The 14,323-nt window shown below is 69.8% G+C and carries 15 protein-coding genes; all 15 read right to left on the reverse strand.

From position 1 onward, the window contains the following. Position 1: 1 nt before the first annotated feature. Positions 2-2,716: a hypothetical protein gene (locus SK571_RS13480; RefSeq protein WP_319984372.1), complete on the reverse strand. Its 2,715-nt coding sequence runs from the start codon at positions 2,714-2,716 to the stop codon at positions 2-4. Next, the gene (locus SK571_RS13485) at positions 2,713-4,800 is read right to left on the reverse strand and encodes a phage tail protein (RefSeq protein WP_319984373.1); all 2,088 of its coding nucleotides are present in this window, start codon (positions 4,798-4,800) and stop codon (positions 2,713-2,715) included. The genes SK571_RS13480 and SK571_RS13485 overlap by 4 nt, the downstream gene beginning before the upstream one ends. Before the next feature lie 121 nt (positions 4,801-4,921). After that, positions 4,922-5,398: a hypothetical protein gene (locus SK571_RS13490; protein WP_319984374.1), complete on the reverse strand. Its 477-nt coding sequence runs from the start codon at positions 5,396-5,398 to the stop codon at positions 4,922-4,924. A 7-nt stretch (positions 5,399-5,405) separates the two neighbouring features. After that, positions 5,406-5,891, reverse strand: coding sequence for a hypothetical protein (locus SK571_RS13495; protein WP_319984375.1), 486 nt, complete (start codon positions 5,889-5,891; stop codon positions 5,406-5,408). Positions 5,892-5,943: 52 nt separating this feature from the next. Next, on the reverse strand, positions 5,944-6,354 hold the full coding sequence (locus SK571_RS13500) for a hypothetical protein (protein ID WP_319984376.1): 411 nt from the start codon (positions 6,352-6,354) through the stop codon (positions 5,944-5,946). Between the two features lie 7 nt (positions 6,355-6,361). Next, a complete protein-coding gene (locus SK571_RS13505) occupies positions 6,362-7,093 on the reverse strand; it encodes a hypothetical protein (protein ID WP_319984377.1) in 732 nt (243 codons plus the stop codon). Next, positions 7,093-7,521 (reverse strand): hypothetical protein, encoded by a 429-nt coding sequence (locus tag SK571_RS13510; protein ID WP_319984378.1) that lies wholly within the window; start codon positions 7,519-7,521, stop codon positions 7,093-7,095. The genes SK571_RS13505 and SK571_RS13510 overlap by 1 nt, the downstream gene beginning before the upstream one ends. An 89-nt stretch (positions 7,522-7,610) precedes the next feature. Further along, positions 7,611-8,207 carry a phage gp6-like head-tail connector protein gene (locus SK571_RS13515; RefSeq protein WP_319984379.1) on the reverse strand — a complete coding sequence of 199 codons (597 nt, stop codon included), beginning with the start codon at positions 8,205-8,207 and terminating at the stop codon, positions 7,611-7,613. A gap of 4 nt (positions 8,208-8,211) precedes the next feature. Continuing rightward, positions 8,212-8,505, reverse strand: coding sequence for a hypothetical protein (locus SK571_RS13520; RefSeq protein WP_319984380.1), 294 nt, complete (start codon positions 8,503-8,505; stop codon positions 8,212-8,214). Between the two features lie 78 nt (positions 8,506-8,583). Continuing rightward, positions 8,584-9,984 (reverse strand): phage major capsid protein, encoded by a 1,401-nt coding sequence (locus SK571_RS13525; protein WP_319984381.1) that lies wholly within the window; start codon positions 9,982-9,984, stop codon positions 8,584-8,586. A gap of 146 nt (positions 9,985-10,130) precedes the next feature. Then, a complete protein-coding gene (locus SK571_RS13530; protein ID WP_319984382.1) occupies positions 10,131-10,931 on the reverse strand; it encodes an HK97 family phage prohead protease in 801 nt (266 codons plus the stop codon). Beyond that, positions 10,928-12,091: a phage portal protein gene (locus SK571_RS13535; RefSeq protein ID WP_319984383.1), complete on the reverse strand. Its 1,164-nt coding sequence runs from the start codon at positions 12,089-12,091 to the stop codon at positions 10,928-10,930. The genes SK571_RS13530 and SK571_RS13535 overlap by 4 nt, the downstream gene beginning before the upstream one ends. Further along, positions 12,088-12,306, reverse strand: a complete 219-nt coding sequence (locus SK571_RS13540) for a hypothetical protein (protein ID WP_319984384.1) — start codon at positions 12,304-12,306, stop codon at positions 12,088-12,090. Before SK571_RS13540 ends, SK571_RS13535 begins: the two co-directional genes overlap by 4 nt. A gap of 14 nt (positions 12,307-12,320) precedes the next feature. After that, positions 12,321-13,850: a hypothetical protein gene (locus SK571_RS13545; protein ID WP_319984385.1), complete on the reverse strand. Its 1,530-nt coding sequence runs from the start codon at positions 13,848-13,850 to the stop codon at positions 12,321-12,323. After that, complete coding sequence (locus SK571_RS13550) at positions 13,798-14,280, reverse strand: hypothetical protein (RefSeq protein ID WP_319984386.1); 483 nt, start codon at positions 14,278-14,280, stop codon at positions 13,798-13,800. The genes SK571_RS13545 and SK571_RS13550 overlap by 53 nt, the downstream gene beginning before the upstream one ends. Positions 14,281-14,323 lie beyond the last annotated feature (43 nt).

The raw sequence follows: 14,323 nt of genomic DNA on the forward strand, positions 1-14,323 counted from the left end.
CCTACAGTCCGATGAAGTTCGGTGCGGCCAGTTGCACCGGCGCTCCGGCGGAGTGGCTCTTGACCACGCCGTTGACGCTGCGGGCCGACACCGTGGCGGTCTGCGGGCTCGACGCCCCGGACATGGCGGAGACCGTGATGACCTCGCCGCCGATCTGCAGGTCGAGCGGGTAGTCGCCGGCGTCGGTGGACCACAGCTCTTGCGTGGACGCGATCGACAGGCTCATGTCGCTGTTGGAGATGCCGGCGTTCAGCGTCGAGCTGCCGCTGTCGATGCGGTCGCGTGCCGTGTCGTCGAGCACCAGGACGTCGTAAGGCGAGGCCGGGGCGCCGGTGGTCTCGATCTTGTGGTCGAACGCGCCGAGGGTCTCGGTGTAGCCGCGCACGATCTGGTCGACGACGTCGTAGCTGTGCGAGTCGGCGACCGTGCCGGACACCGTCAGCCGGTCACCGATATCCAGGTCGAGCGCGGCCGCGGACAGCGTCGCGTTCGCGACCACGTGCGGGCTCGCCCGGTCGACCGCGATGGCCGGGTAGCGCGGCTCGTCGACCGTGCCCAGGTGCAGCAGCCAGTTGGCGAGGTCGGGCAGCTGCGCGTCGGCCTCGACGTTGACGTCCACTGTGGAGTCGTAGCGCCCGACGCCACCGGCCGAGGGGTCGAGCACCGACATGCGGCCAGTGGTCTGCACCGCGCGGGCGGTCGCCCCGTCGACCCGGCGGGCGGTGACGTCGTTGCGGGTGGCCTGGTCGTCGTCGACCGGCTCGAACGGCGGCGCGACCTCACCGGCGCTGTAGTCCAGGGCGACCCGCGCGCCCTGGCTGTAGATCGACTCGCGGGTGCGGTAGGCGATGCCGAGCTCCCCGCACGACTCGTACAGGATTCCGGCGTCGGCGTCCTCGCACTCCCGCAGCAGCTCCAACAACGTGCCGACCGGCTGCGGTCCCATCGGCATGGTCGAGGTGAGCGTGCCGTGGATCGCGACCGGGACCGCGTTCTCGGTGCACAGCCGCACGATCCGGGCCCCGGCGGTCTCACCGATGTAGGCGTTGAGCTCCAGGCTCAGGTCGAACAGCGTCGTGATCTGGTCCTGCACCGAGATGTGCCCGATCACGGTGTCGCCGAGGTTGCGCTGCGGTGCCATCCACACGCGGGTCGCACGCCCGGTCGACTGCGACGCGGCGGTGCCGTTGAAGAACCCTGCTGAACTGGCGCCGACCTGCAACGTGCTGATCCGCCAGTCCACACCACCGCCGCCGTTGTCGGACAACTCGACGCTCACCCGCACGAGCCGGTCCTGCGGGTTGAAGCCGATGTTGCCGGAGGAGACCGGGATCGTGACCTCGTCGCGGCAGCCCTCCAGCCGCAGCGTGCCGCCGCCGGCGTAGACCAGCTGCCAGAACGTGAGACTGCCAGTGGTGTAGACGCGGGCGAGGATCGCGTCGGTCGGCACGCCGGCCGCCGGCATGCGCATGAGGAACCGCAGCTGGATCTTGCCGGTGCTGGTGTAGGCCGGGATCGGCGCGTCCCAGGTGGACGTGCCCATCGTCGGCAGCGGTTCCGAGCAGAGGAACTCGTCATCGGCGGCGAGCGAGGCCTCACCGGCGATCACCAACGGCGCGCCGCCGGGCAGCACCGACGCGAGCTGCACGGAGTTGCGGCCGTCCTCGCACGGCCAGTACGCGACCGGGGCGATCGACAGAGTCGCCCGGTGCAGCGCCGAGTGCAGCACCGGCGCGCCCTGGCCGAGACGGCGCATGATGCCCCAGGCCTCGATGGGCACCCACTTGTCGTTACCGGACAGGTCCCACCGCGGCGGCAGCGACGACACCTCGCCGATGTAGCGCGGTGAGCGGATCACGACGTCGGTGTAGGTGAACACCACCGGCAAGGCGTTGCTGTTGCTGGCGGACAGGCCGGACCGGATGCCGACCCACCCGGCACGCGCGGCCGGAATGGTGGCGCTGATGTGCCACCCGGCAGGCTCCGCGGCCGCGGCCGCCCACACCTTCGCGCGCACGGTCGTGCCTTCCAGCTGCGCGCGGACCCGCAACGCCTGCGACGAGGTGTGGGTCAGCCCGGCGATCGTGACCGTGCTGGAGTAGTCGGTGCCGTTGCGGTGCGTCACCTTCACGGTGACCGCCTCGGCCGTGGTGACCGACACGCGCACCAGGTAGTAGTCCAGAACGGACACACCGGCCAGTGCGATGTTGCACGGCTCGATGTCGCCGCCGGTCACGTTGGACACCGCCAGCGACACCGTCGCCGCGACGTCGACCCTGCCCTGCACCAGGGTCGGGAGGTAGGCGATCCGGAAGTTGCCCACGGAGGGCACCGCCTGCGTCGCGCTGCCCGAGCTCACGGCGTAGTTGGCCGCGTTGGTCTCCACCGTCCACGCGTGGCCCGACGTCGCGCTGCCCCAGCCGTTGGACACGGTGCGCGCGAACACGTCGTCGCCCAGGCGCAGCGCGAGCCGCAGCGGGGTGTTGCGGCCGAGCGTGCCGTACCACGGGCCCACCGGGTTGCGCGGGCTGAAGCGGCCGTCGGAGTTGTCCAGCTGCAGCCCCACCCGAGACGGACCCGCCTGCCCGTTCTCGGACCGGTCCCCGCGCTCGACGTCGAACTGCTCCCTCACCCGGATGTAGTCGGCGACCGGCTGCCAGCCGCCACCGACGTACATCTCTGCCTCGAGGGGAAGCTGGACCACGGGGAAGGTCATCGCCGCCCCCTTCCCAGCACGAGCTGCACGTCGCCGCCGCGCGCGGTGATCTCCTTGGACAGGACCTCGACCAGCAACGCGCCCAGCTTCGAGCCGTCACTGCCGATCTCCAGCCGGATCGGACGCTCACCACGTGCCGCGGCGAACCCGCCACCGCCCGCACCGCCACCCGCACCACCGCCGCCGGCGAACTGGTCGCGGGTGGAGTCGGCGAGCTGCCGGGCCGCGGTGACTGCGACCTCTCGGCGGGAGTCGATACCGGCGCCGAACGCCGTGGCGATCGACTGCCCCGAGTAGCTCACCCAGCCGCGGCCGGCGAACGGTCCCTCGACGGCAGGGGAGAAGGGGAACAGGTTACGAACGTCTTGCAGCGCACCGGAAATCCGGTTCTTGACGGTCTGCACCATCGACATGAACCCGTCGAGCAGCGAGCGCAGCATCGACGCGCCGGAGTTGTACAGCTGCCCCGGCAGTCCTGAAAGGACAGACATGATCTTGCCGGGCAGCTCGGTCACCCTGCTGACGAGGTTGCCCAGCCAGGTCACCGCCGCGGTGTAGGCGGAGGAGAACGCGCTGCCGATCGCCGATGCCACCCGCGGCACGGCGCCGACCACCCAGTTGATCGCGCCGGCCAGCTTGCCGCTCATGTCGGCGGCCATCGTGCTCACCCAGCCGATCACCAGCTGCAGCGCCGGGGCGAGCAGCCCGACCAGCCAGCCGACCAGCTGCGCCACCAGCACGATCAACGGTGTGAGCGCCTGCACGATCGCGATGAGCGGCGGGAACAGGGCCGCGGTCAGCGGGACCAGCATCACGATGATGTTGACCAGCTCGTCGAGGATCGGCGCGACCGCCGACAGCGCGCCGAGCAGCAGGTTGCCCAGCGCGGTCGCGAGCGTGCCGATCAGCGGCAGCAGCGGCATGATCGCCGCCAGCAGCTTGAGCAGCGCGCCGGAGACGAACTGCACGATCACGCCGAGGATCTGCGTGACGATCGGCACCAGCGCCACCAGGATCGGCGCCAGCCCGCCGACGAGCGACGCGACCACCTGCGCCAGCGCCGGGATCAGCGGCATGATCGGGGTGAGCAGCTGCGCGAGCACCGGCACCAACGGCACCACCGCGTCCACAATGGACGCGAACACCGGCGCGAGCTGGACCAGGACGGCGCCGAGCTGAGTGAATATCTCCGCCAGCGCCACACCGGCCGCGGCGAGCAGCCGGCCGATCGCCTCCGCCAGCGGCATGATCGCCGTCGCGACCGCCGCGAGCGCCGGGCCGAGCGCCTGCAGCACCGGCGCCAACGCGGAGACCAGCGAGCTGACCAGCGAGCTGATCACCGGCAGCAGCGCCGACAGGATCGTGCCACCGACCTGCGCGAACGTGCCCAGCAGCGTGCCCAGCGTCGGCAGCAGCTGCGCGAGGAAGCCGCCGAGCGCGGAGAACGCGGTGCCCGCACCCTCGGCGCCGGCCGACATGTTGGCGAAGAAGCCGCCCAGGCCCGCACCGAGCGAGGCCAGCAGGTTCGCCAGCCCGTCGATCACCGGTCCGGACGCCTGCAACGCCGTGACGAAACCCGGCATCGCGTTGACGGCCAGGCCGGTGATGCCCTCGGTGAGGGTCAGCAGCATCGGGGCGACCGCGGCGAACGCCTGCCCGAGCATCGGAGCGATCTGGGCGAAGCTCTTGCCGAGCTCGCCCGCGATCTTCACCAGCACCGGCACCAGCGGCGCGGCCGCCTTGGTCATCTCGGCCTTGACCTTGGTGCCCAAGCTGGTGAACGCCGAGACGACGGCGGCGTTCTCCTTGACGGCCATGATGCCGAGCCCGGCGATCGCCAGCGGCAGCGCGGCCAGCGCACCACCGGCGATCAAAGCTCCACCGGCCGCGGCCGCGCCGACGCCGGCGAACACCTTGGACAGCGTCAGCAGCGCGCTGACGTTGCGCCGCGCCATGTCGCCGGTCATCTGGCCGGCGTGACGCAGCACGACCGCGGCCGCCATCGCGGTCGCGCTGATCCCCTTGATGATCTTGCTGACGCCGTCGCGGCCCAGGAAGTTGAACAGCAGGCTGGTGTCCGACATCGCGAGGAGTCACCTCCTCGCATCGGGTCAGCCGATCAACGCCGCTGCTGGCGCTGCTGCTCGGCGTGTTGCTTGCGGATGGCGTCGACCTCGGCGAAGCACTGCCGAAGCTGCGCGACCGTCAGGGCTTGCTGCTCGGACGGCGGGATGTGGAGGTGGAGGGCGATTTCGACGGCGTAGTCGTGGCGCCGCTCGGCGAGGCTTTTCCCTGCGACGCAACACCCTCGGGCTCCGGGTGCTTGGCGAGCTCCATGTCGATCCACATGAGCGCCCGTTCCTTGTCGGCCGGCGCGATCGCCGCGGTCTCGCTCTGCTTGCGCATCTGCAGCAGCTCGGCGCGGTTGAGCTCGACCTCGAAAGCACCACGCTCGAACCGGGGCAGATCGGCGAACGCCAGCGTCGGGTGGATCTCGCGCTGCAGGTGCCACAGCAGCACCCGGCGGGCCCGCGTCTGGCCCTGCAGGATGCCGACGTGCCACTCGTCGTAGGTGCCGCGGTAGTGGTACTCGATGTCCTCGGCGGCGTCGTCGAGAACCTTGGCCGGGTCGAACTCCCAGCGCTGCTCGTCACCTTCGGACGGCCGGTACGTGATGATCATGGCGGGATCACACCTTTCGCTTGAGCCGCTTCTCCGCGGCCTTGATGACGTTGCGGGCGGCGCGGCGGTGCGCGCCGCGCCGTGCGCGCACGGTCTTGTCGAACCACCCCGGCGCACCGACCTGGCGCACCCGCTGGCGCGGGTTGCCGATCATCGGCCGCTGGAACGACTTCTGGTTGAGCCGCTTCGGGGCGTTGCGGAACTTGCGGACGTTCGGCGTCTTCTTGGCCTTGAGCGTCGCGCCGGGGAACTTGCCAGTTGGGCGGATCTGCACCATGACCTTGGCCGCGACCTTGGAGCGCAGCTTCATGCCGGCGTGGCCCTTGGTGGGCATCGCCCGGATCGCCGCACGCACGGAGTTGCGGGTGGGGTTCAGCGCCGCCCGGAACTCGCGCAGCATGTCCTTGCGCAGCGCCTTGCCGTCCTCTTCGGACCGCATCGCGCGGGCCAGGCGCACCAGGCGCTTCTCGTCGAACGACATCTCCACCGGCACGCGGACACCGCCCTACTGCAAAGCGAAACCGTGCGAGTGGCTTTCGAGTAGGTCAGGCGACGGCGCGCGAGATCGCGCCCGAGGTCTTCCAATCGACGTCGAACTCGTTGACGCCACCGACCTCACCGGCGATCGGCTTGTGCGAGCTGACCAGCAGGTTGCCCGAGTAGGTCGGGTTGCTCGCGCTGACCGCCGTGCTGGCCGCGCGGACCGCGAACGTGACGACGTTGCCGAAGATGTCCCAGAGGATCTCGTCGAGCGCGTTGTCGGCCAGGTCGTTCTTCCATGCCAGCGCGAGCGCGCCGTCCTTGAGGCCACCCAGGCGCGTCTTCCAGCCGAGGCTGCCGAAGGTCGTGACGTCCTTCTCCTCGACCTCCATGCCGAGCTCGGCCTTGGCGCAGTAGGTCGACAGGTCGTTGCCCGAGACCGTCACCAACGTGGCGGTCAACACCATGAAAGTCATTGCTACCTCACTTGATTCCGAAGGAGACGACGAACAGGAACGACGGGCCGACGCCGGTGATCGTCCACTTGGGACGCCACCAGGTATCAGTGACCGCACCCGCCGCGCGGCCGGCCTCCTGCGCGCCGGTGGCGGTGGCGGCCGCGAACGACAGCCGCGTCGTCGGCGACGCCATTGCCTCGGCGTCGTCGGACTCGATCTCGACCGTGATCGACGGCGTGGTGCCCGCGGCCGACAGCACGTGCAGGCACGCGTAGAGGTGCTGGTCCGCGGTGACCGCGCCGAGCTCCAGCGCCGTGCCGGTGCCGGTAGCGGTGCGGGCCGTACCGGGCGGGTGGGCGATGACACCGCGTGCGGTGGGCCAGTCGCCCTTGGCCTCGGCCTCCCACGGCGCGACCTCACCGACCGCGCCAAGCAGCTTGTACGTGCTGCCCAGCGCCTTGGTCAGGTAGGCGACGTCACCGACCAGGGCGCCGTGCTCGGTCACCGTCCACGCGTCGTGTGCGCCCAGCCGCGACCACCGGTTGTCGTCGACCTGGGCAGGGCTGCCGGCTTCCCAGAAACCGGCCGCGGACAGCGCCGAGTCGAACAGCCCGCCGGTGCGCTCCTTGGCGCCCCCGCTACCGAAGGTCGTGCGGTCCTTCTCCTCACGGTCCAGCGACAGCTCGACCTTGTTGCTCGCGCCGGTGAGGTCCGCGCCACCGGCGAAGATCCGGCAGTTGGTGAGCACACGGAACATCAGTCGCCCCTCCCGATGACGTAGACCTCGAACTCGGCGCCGAGGTAGAACAGCCCGCTGGGGTGCTCGTAGTAGCCGTAGCCGGAGGCGCGTTTGACCTGCAGGTCGTGGCAGGCGCCGCCGAGCGCCCCGGCGGCCTGCGTGCGGGTTCCCTCGAGGGCCGCCTTGATCGACGTCGTGCCGGCGGCCGCGAGGTAGCCCTGCAGCTTCTTCTGCCCGCTGCGGTCATCCGCGCGCGAGACCAGCACCCGGCAGGTGACGGTGAAGTCCTGCATGCCACCGCCGAACGCCTTGTCATAGCCGATGTCGAGCTCGGCGGGGAAGAACACCGGAGGGCTGACCGCGTCCGGTACGTAGGGCTGGGTTCGCAGGCCGGTGATCGTGGCGGCGGCCGCGGCCAGGCCCTCAAAGACGGCTTCCACGTCCACTGTGGATCCGCCTCCTTTCGTTGGCGGATCGGGTGTACGTGAGGGCTACGGCTGGTGGGTGCGCACGGCGACGCGCACCGCGCAGGTGCTCAGCCGAATCCCGGCAGCACGTACGGGTCGATGAGGTCTTTCACGTCCGGATCGAGCCGGGCGACTCGGATCGGGCCCCACTCGGTCGAGGCGGTGACGCCCTCGGGACTGTCCTTGCGCCGGTACAACCGGCCGGCCTGGATCTGGCAGGCCATCTCGATGTCGGCGGGGATCGAGGGCCAGCCCCACACAGCGGTGACCCGCAGCAGCTGCGCCCAGTAGAACGGCCAGCCGGTCGGGTGCAGCAGCGAGTTGATCGGCTTGCCGCGCACGAGCGCGTTGTCCGGGCCCGTGATGAACCCGGACACCGCGCTGTAGCCGCCACTGGCCGAGCCGATCTCGACGACCAGGCCCGCGTCGGTGGCGACGTCGTCGACGAGGAACTCGTGCCACCCGTCGTCGGTCCACAGCAGCCGCCCGGAGCTGCGGTACGTGCGCGCCGAGGCCGCGGGGTCGCGGCCGAAGGTACGGCCGGTCTTGTGGTCGATCCCCAGCGAGGACGACAGGATCGCCCGATCCAGCGCGTCGTCGTCCTCGTCGTCGTCGATGCCGAGCGACTCCTTGAGCGCGGCACGCTGGATGTAGGGCGTCAGCACGAAGTCACGCCCGGGTCTGCTGCCCGCGCTTGCCCGCCGGCGTGGTGCCCTTCGGCGGGTCGGCCGGGTCGACCGGCGGTTCGGCGGGCGCCTCCTGCTCGGTCTCGTCGCTCTTGCCCGGCTGGTAGCCGCGCAGCGCGAGCTGCTCGTCGACCTGGGCGATACGTCGGCGCATCGCCGCCTTGGCCTTGTCGTCCTCGCTGCCGGCCTCGCGCTGGACGTAGCCCTGCCGCTCGTGCAGCAGCGCGTCGATCATGCCGTCGTTGGCCTCGTCCTTGGTGACCTTCGGCTCTTCCATGTCCTGCTCTCGCTTTCGTTGTGGGAGAAGGGAAAGGGGAGCAGCTCCGCCAAGCTGCTCCCCTTCGACCAGGGTTGATCAGACGCCGGTGAACGTCGGCGTCACCAGGCCGGTGCCCGCGATCTTGCGGGCGTGCGCGTACCGCTGGTGGGTGAACGCGTAGTAGCCGTAGACCACCAGCAGCACACCCAGGCTCGCGGCCTTGGTCTGCTCGGCACGGATCAGCAGCGGCGCGTCCGGGTCCTCCCAGAGGTGGAACTCGTTCTTGTCGCCGAGGTAAATCTCGTCCTCGTTGGTGCCCGCGCCGAGGTTCGTGGCGATGTTGTTGTCCACGATCACCGGCGTGCCGTTGGGCAGCACACCGCGCACACCCGAGCCGTACCGCTCGGCGTAGTTGGCGCCCAGGGTCTTCTCGACGATGTTGGGCTGGCTGATCACCGGCCACTTGGTCGTCATCGCGTTCTGCATCCAGTACCAGCGACGGGAGTGCATGACCGCGATGTTCTCGCCGGACGCCATGTCCAGCAGTGCAGCCTCGACCCCGGACAGTCCCTCCGGGATCTTCGGGTAGAGCTCCTCGACGGTCGGGGAGGCGTCGGTGTAGGTGACGGCCGTCGCCACGTTCGTCAGACCGGTCGAGGCCAGGTTCAGCAGGTTGCTGTCCACCTTGGCGTGGTAGCGCTTGACCAGGTCACGGATGATCGTGTCCTCGACCTGCAGGCCACGGTCGACACCCTGCCGGGACACGGTCTGCTGACCGGCCGCCGTGCGCACGTTGATCTGCAGCAGGGTGTCGTCGTAGTCGGTCTCGGACACCGCGGCGTTCTCCGAGGCCTGGTCGTCCACGCTGGTGCCGGTGGTGCCGCGGCCGAGGTTGACCGTCATGCCGGTCGGCGGCAGGTCGTGGTGCTCACACGCGTCGGCGAACGGCCGGCCGGTGGTCGCCATCGGCGCGAACATGTCGACCAGGTACTGCGGCACCACCAGGCCGGTGAACGCACCGGTGCCGACGGCGCGCTCCTGGGCGCCCTGCACGGCAAGGCCCCGCTCGACCTCCTCCTCGACGCTGTGGCGCGCGAGACGGGCCTGCGCGCCGTAGTCGCCGAGGAACGCCGAGGCGACGTCGCGCGCGAAGCTGACGCCCTTGGGGTCCTTGTCCTTGCGGTAGGTCCGCTCTTCGGCGCCGACGCGGGCGACCTTGTCGTAGGCCGGCTTCTGGGCGCCGGGGTTGACCTCGCGGGAGAGCCGGTCCGCGGCGTCGTCGCGGGCCTTCTCCTCGTCGAGCTCCTTGACGCGGGCCTGCATCTGGTCGAGCTCGGCGTCCAGGCCCGCCTTCTGGGCCCGGAGCTCCTCGACCTTGGCCTCGTCGACGGTGTCGGCGGCGCGCAGCTCGGTGAGCTGAGTCGCGATGCCGTTGCGCTGCTCCAGCTTGGTGGCCATCTGGCCCCGGAGCTGCGCGATGAGCTGAACGAGATTCATGGTGATCCTCGTCCTCTCTCCCACGCTGGGCGGGGAATCGGTACGGGTGATGGCCCTGCGGACAGCAGGCAGCGACACCCAGGCCAGGCACGTGGCGCGGCGCGGGTGGTCGGGGTGCGCGAAGCAGCAGGGGCGTTACGAGCGCGTCAGAGCACGCGCAGGCGCGTGTCCTCGTCGGTAATGAGGGCACGCTTCACCTGAGGCGCCGGGGCGCCCAGGCGGGCTGTGAGGGCCGCGAGCGCGGCCTTAGCCTGCTCGTCGTCCAGGCCGCGCAGCACGGCGTCGACGTCCACACCGGAGCGCAGGCCGGAACCGGCGGTGTGCGGGCTGGCGCCGTAGCCGACGATCGCCACGTCGCCGCGGTGAATGTCGACCTCGTTGATGTGGTACTCCATCCAGTCCGGCGACCACTGCCCGGAATTGATCCGGAACTTGAACGACATCTCGTCGATCAGGCCGCTGCGGAGCTTGGGCACGATGTACTGCACGTCGAGGTCGTCGCCGTCGAGGTCGGCCTCGACGAGCAGCCCGTGGTCGTCCTCGGCCAGGTGCAGGCTGCCGTTCGTGGTGCGGGCAATGCGCCGCAGATCCTCGTGCTGCAGCACCAGCGGCACGTCCAGGTCCCCGCGCGCCAGCGTCGCCCCGAACGCGCCGACCGAGACGAGCTCGGTGTACGGGCCCGCCCAGTCCCACATCTCGTAGCCCGCCTCGGTGACCGACGCGTAGCCGCGGAACTGCAGACCGGTCGTGCCGGCCTCGCGCACCTGCAGGTCGCGCACACGGACGCTCACGCGCGCCGGGGACTGCTCGTCCTCGGCACACCGGCGGCGGCTCGGCCGGTCCGCCCGCGCCCGATAGCCGGCGTCAGCCAGGTCAGGGCGCCGTTTCGCGGCGCCCGCGTACAGCTCACGGCCAGCGCGGCCGGTCAACCACGACGGTGCGGTCACGACGTCACTCCTGTTCCTGCGGTGGGCTTGGTGTTGGGACGGCCGAACAACCGCTCGAACTCGGCGTACTGCTCTTCGGTGTACGGCGGCAGGTTGTCGATCGCGCGCGCCTCCGACGGGGAGAGCAACCGGTCCTTGACCTTCTGGCCCAGGACCTTCGCGCGGGTCTCGGGGTCCATTCGCAGGATCGCGTCGCTGTTGAGCTTCACGAACCGCGGCTTGGGGACCATCCGGGAGAGGCCGGCTTCGCGGCGCACCACGACCGGGCCCAGGTTCATGATGATCAGCTGCAGGTTGCGCTGGCTGATCGTGGCGTAGGTGATCGATCCGCTTTGGACGGCGGCCTCGATCAGGTCCACGGGGCAGCCGTAGTAGCGGGCGATGTCGGCGATGCTGGCGTTCTGCATGTCCAGGAATGCCGCGTCGGCGCTGGTGGCCGAGAGCGCTTTGAGCTCCCAGTCCGAGCCATGCACGAACACGTCACCGGCGGACACCGTGGCCTTGTACATCTTCTTGATCTCGCCGGCCTGCGTCGGGTTGATCGTCTTGGCGGTGTTCTTCAGCGACGCCGCGGGGATCGCGCCACCGCTGAACCAGTCCAGGCTGAACTGCTGCGCGGACAGGTACTGGTTGATCGACCAGGCTGCGTACATCGTCGGCGACATGCCCAGCGGGTTGCCCGAGCGCGGGTACTGGCGTTCGTGCCACACCTCGTGCGGCTCGTAGTCCTTGCCCTCGATCTTCCACTTGGTGATGTCGGAACCCTTGCCCCGCACCGACACCGTGGACAGGTCCTGCAGCTCGACGCGCGCGGGCAGGCCCAGCCCGTCCACCGCGGTGATGATGCCGACCGCGTTGCCGTTGCCGTCCAGGTCGTCCTGGCTCATCCACAGCCACTCATGCATGTCGACCTTGGCGCCACCGGGCGCGAGCAGCACTGGAGGCTTGGGCACCTCGACCTGCAGGTCGCCGATCTTGCGGTAGACGTCCACTGGCATCGTGGACAGCAGGTCCGCGCGCAGCCGCCGGCACGCCCACACCGCGCTGTGCCGCCGCGCGGTCTCGTCGGTGACCACCGTGTTGGTCGCGCGGGCGTGCGTGCGCTCGCCGATCTGCTGCCCGGCATCGGGCATCGGCAGGGAACGGGTGTACAGGCTCATCGACGCTCACCCGCCTGCAGCTTCTTCCACCAGGCCGGCGCCGAGCTCGGCGTCGCGATCCACACGATCACCCTCGACCAGGCGCCGATCACCAGACCAGCGACCGCGACGGATGCCCATCCGATCAGCGGGAACACCGCCGCGCCCGCGCCGAACGCCACCAGCAGCAGCGCCGCCAGGTCGAGCAGCGTCGTGATCCACTCGCGCAACGTCACGCTTGCCCCCTCTCTCACCCGACCGAATCGAGCACGTCGTAGTCCGCGTCGACGACCACCGGCAGCCAGGTGTCCAGCGCGTAGCGGGCCTGAGCGACCGTCACGATCGGACTGGTCCGGGACTCTTTGTCCTTGCGGGAGAACACGATCGAGTCCGTCGTGCGCCGCACCTTGGTGTCGCGCACCGCGTCGTTGAGTGCTTCTTGGCCGATGTGCCGCGCCTTGCGCTCATTGACCACGTCGAGCGCCAGGCCGGTCGCCGCGGACATCTCGAGGTAGTCGAGCACCATCAGGTCACCGCGATGCGGCTTCTTCGGGTCCTTGGGCGGGGTGATGCCCACCGCCTTGAGCGCCGTCTCCAGCGACTTGAACGTGCCGCTGCCCATCGCGATAGCGATCGGGCGAAGCACATCTCTGTGCTCGACGACCCGATCGACGACCCAGTCCACACCGGCCTGAAAGTCCAGCATCTGCCAGTGCTCGAGCTCGTCGACGCGGACGCCGGCCAGACCGATCGCCGCGTAGTCCCGCTCAGGCTCGATGTCGACGGCGATCGCGACGTCGCCCCACCGGCTCGACGCCTCGTCGAGCATGGCGGCCCACTTCTTCAGGTCGAACGCCCCGCCGCCCTCGCGCTTGCGTGGCCACAACCCGAAGCACTCACGCCCGAACCCGCGGGTGCCGAGCATCTTCCGCAGCTTCTTGATCTTCGGGATGGTGACGCGACCGCAGTGCAGCGCCGGATTGGTGGCGCGGTAGTTAGCCGGGTCGTCGAAGTCAACGCCGTCGAGCTGGTCCAGGTCGCCTTCCATGCCCCAGTCGCGGTAACCCAGGGCGTCCTCTTCGCCGTCCTCGATCATCGCCATGGCGCGATCGCGCAGCGAGTAGAGGATCTCGCCGCTGTCGGAGCTCAGCGGCGGTGAGCTGGTGTAGATGAACTGCGGGTTCTGCACCGCGAGCATCGTGGGCCCGAGCGCTTCCTGCTCGGACATGTCGTAGTCGTAGGCCTCGTCGATGATGTTGAGGTCACCGGTGAGACCGCGGCCGGAGTCCTTGGAGCGGGCGATGAACTGGATCCGCGCCTCGGTGTCGACGCGCTCGAAGCCTTCGAACCCGTGGCTGCTGTGGATCTTGACGTAGATCCCGTCGATCACGACCAGGTTGTCGTTGATGACGGTGCCCAGCTTGCGCAACAGCTTGCGCATCCGCCGGAACGCTTCCTTGGCGGTCTTGTACTGGTGCGCCGACCACATGATCAGCTCTTCGCCCAGCACCAGGAACCCGAACAACACGCGCGCTTCCAGCAGCGCACCCTTGCCGTTCTGCCGCGAACACAGCTCGCAGTACTCGAAGCACACCCACTGGCGATCCTCGTCGTAGGCGAGCATCAGGTCCACGGCGTCCTGCTGCCACGGATCCAGCGGCTTGCCCGCCCGCGCCATCAGCTGACCGGCCAGCGGGCCGTAGGTGCCGACGTAGGGCGGTGCTACCTCAATGCGAGGGCGAGGTAGCGCGATCGCGGATGTGGGCGGCGAGGTAGGCAATGCTGCCCTCCTTCGGCAGCTCCTCCCTCACGGGAGCACCGGTCCCGGACGCCGGACGGACGCCGGTTCGGCCGGCCTGGCGGATCTCGGCGAGCAGGCCCTTGAGCGTCGCGGCCTGCTGCCGCGACTCCGACAGCGCCTTGTCGACGATCAGCACGTAGGTGCGGTCGACGTCGTCCTCGTCGAGCGGCTCCAGTCGCAGGAACTCGCGGTCGACACCGCGCAGCTGCGCGTCGAGCTTCTCCAGCCGGTCGACGATCCGGCAGGCCTCCAGCAGCAGCACCTTCTGCATCGGCCCGAGCATCGCGCCGGCAGTCATCAGCGACCACAGATTCGCGCCCGCGGCCGCCAATCCGCTCGTGCGTTCGCCCTGGTCAGAGGCGGTGTTACGCGTGACGGGCGGCGTCACCTCGGAGCAGCGGTCGACCACGCAAAGACTGTGGTCACCCCGCTTATGCAGGCGATATCTGCGC

Origin of the sequence: Lentzea kristufekii (assembly GCF_033949925.1) — a bacterium.
Lineage (GTDB): Bacteria > Actinomycetota > Actinomycetes > Mycobacteriales > Pseudonocardiaceae > Lentzea > Lentzea kristufekii.

Coding starts and splice junctions, on each gene's coding strand:
- SK571_RS13480 (WP_319984372.1), bottom strand. CDS start 2,716: ATGACCTTCCCCGTGGTCCAGCTTCCCCTCGAGGCAGAGATGTACGTC.
- SK571_RS13485 (WP_319984373.1), bottom strand. CDS start 4,800: ATGTCGGACACCAGCCTGCTGTTCAACTTCCTGGGCCGCGACGGCGTC.
- SK571_RS13490 (WP_319984374.1), bottom strand. CDS start 5,398: ATGATCATCACGTACCGGCCGTCCGAAGGTGACGAGCAGCGCTGGGAG.
- SK571_RS13500 (WP_319984376.1), bottom strand. CDS start 6,354: ATGACTTTCATGGTGTTGACCGCCACGTTGGTGACGGTCTCGGGCAAC.
- SK571_RS13505 (WP_319984377.1), bottom strand. CDS start 7,093: ATGTTCCGTGTGCTCACCAACTGCCGGATCTTCGCCGGTGGCGCGGAC.
- SK571_RS13520 (WP_319984380.1), bottom strand. CDS start 8,505: ATGGAAGAGCCGAAGGTCACCAAGGACGAGGCCAACGACGGCATGATC.
- SK571_RS13525 (WP_319984381.1), bottom strand. CDS start 9,984: ATGAATCTCGTTCAGCTCATCGCGCAGCTCCGGGGCCAGATGGCCACC.
- SK571_RS13535 (WP_319984383.1), bottom strand. CDS start 12,091: ATGAGCCTGTACACCCGTTCCCTGCCGATGCCCGATGCCGGGCAGCAG.